This window comes from Oligoflexus sp., from assembly GCF_035638955.1.
Lineage (GTDB): Bacteria > Bdellovibrionota_B > Oligoflexia > Oligoflexales > Oligoflexaceae > Oligoflexus.
Genome location: NZ_DASQYZ010000240.1, coordinates 1 through 2407, shown reverse-complemented (window position 1 = coordinate 2407; position 2407 = coordinate 1). Strand labels below are relative to the sequence as shown.

Below are 2407 nucleotides of genomic sequence, written 5' to 3'. Positions count from 1 at the left end.
TGGCCATGATCAAAAAAGGCCAGCTTGATATCCCGGGCTCCACTCCATTCGAGCAATTTTACGCCCTCGCAGGATAATTGCGTCCGGGGAATGATCCCTTCAGAAACTCACTTCGACCTTGGAAATGTTTGCGACAGAGCCCATTCCCACACTATTGACTGATTCCGCTTAAATATTCGGATCTTGAAAGGAGCCGTCGGCATTCTTTCATAGAAAAGCACGATGTTCCATACTCTCTTAGGAAAAAAGCGATCAGTTTCCGATGATTCCGCCTTCTATCATAAGATTTTCAAAGACACAGCATAAATTCATACTCGCACCATGAGTTCTGCTTTATCCTTGTAAGCCCCTAAAATCGCCTCAATTCTCCCAGACACTTTCTTCAAATTAACCACGGCTCAGGCTTTGCAACACGTAGGCTTAAACGGAGGCATTACTCATGAAAAACCTGATCGTGTTTCGTCTCGCGGTTGTCACGGCTACCTTCGCAATGTTCCCGTCTTGTGCAGAGTCACCCAATTCGGAGGTCAAGCACATTTATGGGGTCACCTCGCACGCATTCCCTAATGCCGATCTTGGCAACTGCATTGAACAAAAAACAAACTATCCGGAACTGCGTGAATATTTAAAAGCCATTATGATGCACATCACCAAAAGCAACCCGAAGACCTTTTCAGGTCGCTTCAGTGCCGACAAGTATTGTATCGAAGTGAATCCTTCAAAAGAGAAAAATGCCAGTGCCTCAAAGAATGGCAAAATTGAATTTAATGTGGGCATATTCCAGGCGCTGGATAATGATGCCGCTGTTGCTGCAATTATGTCCCATGAACTCGCGCACTTAACTATGGCCCATGGACTGAGAGCCATTGATGATTTGTTCAGCACCGACCCTGAAATAAAATCCCTGCAATCGCAAATTGATAGCAAGACCGTTGCCTCCCAAAAAACCGCAAAAGACGGCATGGTCGTTCTAAGAGCTTTGTTTAAGAAAAGGCCGACTTCCGATAATAGCGCACTCAAATCCTCTGCCGATAAAGTCATCAAACTTGAAAGTGTCGGAGAAGCTTATAGCGCCTTATTGGATGCCTACACGAACTATTTCGTACTTGTCATGGAACTGTCTGATCCAGCTTTAGGATCCGCTAAAGTCCCCAATCCGTATACCGCTGCGGAAGTGAAGCAAGTCCAAGACTTGTTCCTTTCAGTTTTCCGGCAAAACGAGGCAATCCGTTCATTGACCGATAGTCTTCTTGCGAAGAGAAAGGCCAAAGGCGCGACTCCGGAAGAACTTGCTAACTGGAGTGAACAGGAAGCTGATGAAGTCGGCTTTGAGCTCTATGTTAAGTCTGGCTTCAAACCGGACCACTTTACAGATCTCTTTTCTCATCTGATCAAGAGTAAGGGTGGCATCCCAAGTTTGAAAGAATGTGAAAACAAATTGGAAGCGAATCAAATCCCTGACCGCGGGTTAAGCTCTCACCCCGCGAACTGCTGGCGCATCTATGATGTGAAGAAGGCTGAAAAAGATCGGCATGCGAAAGAATACGACAGCTACTACAAAACAAATACCACTGTTGATCTTTTTCCTGGCCGACTGAACGGTATCAAACAAAAGTTACAATAGAGGCACTGGGAAAGCGTCTGGTCATGCCCAGTGTCATGGGTTAGCCATGACAAGGTTAAACGTTCCAAGGCACAAGAGCCTCGATGTCATCGGCGGAAGAACCTTGGAAGGTCGGTGAAGATACGGTTCGGGTATCATAAGGCTCGATGTCGTTCGCACGAGTCGTTATCACAAGGCTATAAAGCAGGGTCCCGGAAAGTATGCCTGTAATTTCAGCAGACCCTTGATTATCAAGGCTTTCACGAAAGCCGTAATTCTGAAATTTCCCAATAATTTTAACTGGCCGCTTATTTTATAGTCATTCTTTCCGGGGCCCTGGCTATAAAGCAGGGCCCCGGAAGACGGCTAACCTCAACAGCGTGCTCAATATTTCAGACACTGGAATTATTGCGGTTGGGGACGGCGGGACGGTTATCGTGTCCGCAGATGAGGGCCATACGTGGACTCAAAAAGATGTTGGCACGACCAGCAACCTTACTCGAGTCGCCGCGGTCAACAATGTCGTCTATATTGGAGGCGACAACATCGTCTTGATGAGCGTTGATAATGGCAAAACTTTCGTCACTACTGGTAAAGTCGAAGGCAATATTAAAGATATTAACTTCACTTCAACGGACACAAAACCTGCGACCTTCTGGGCTGTGCCCTATGTGCCAGGCAAGTTCGAGACAGCTTTTACCGATAATTTAGTGAAGTAAAAGTGGCGGAAATGAGGTTTCATCATGTCCGAATCGGCGAAGGCAAAGAAGCTTGAAAGCATTGGTAATTCTGAATCATTACCTG

General features: G+C 46.2%; 2 protein-coding genes. Both read left to right on the top strand.

The annotated features are described in order from the left end of the window. Positions 1-439: 439 nt before the first annotated feature. Positions 440-1624 carry a M48 family metalloprotease gene (locus VE954_RS22250; RefSeq protein WP_324956895.1) on the top strand — a complete coding sequence of 395 codons (1185 nt, stop codon included), beginning with the start codon at positions 440-442 and terminating at the stop codon, positions 1622-1624. Between the two features lie 416 nt (positions 1625-2040). Continuing rightward, the gene (locus VE954_RS22245; protein WP_324956893.1) at positions 2041-2322 is read left to right on the top strand and encodes a hypothetical protein; all 282 of its coding nucleotides are present in this window, start codon (positions 2041-2043) and stop codon (positions 2320-2322) included. The last annotated feature ends 85 nt before the right edge of the window (positions 2323-2407 follow it).

Bases quoted from the DNA above. Each gene is read 5' to 3' on its own strand.
- VE954_RS22250 (WP_324956895.1), top strand. From the start codon at position 440: ATGAAAAACCTGATCGTGTTTCGTCTCGCGGTTGTCACGGCTACCTTC.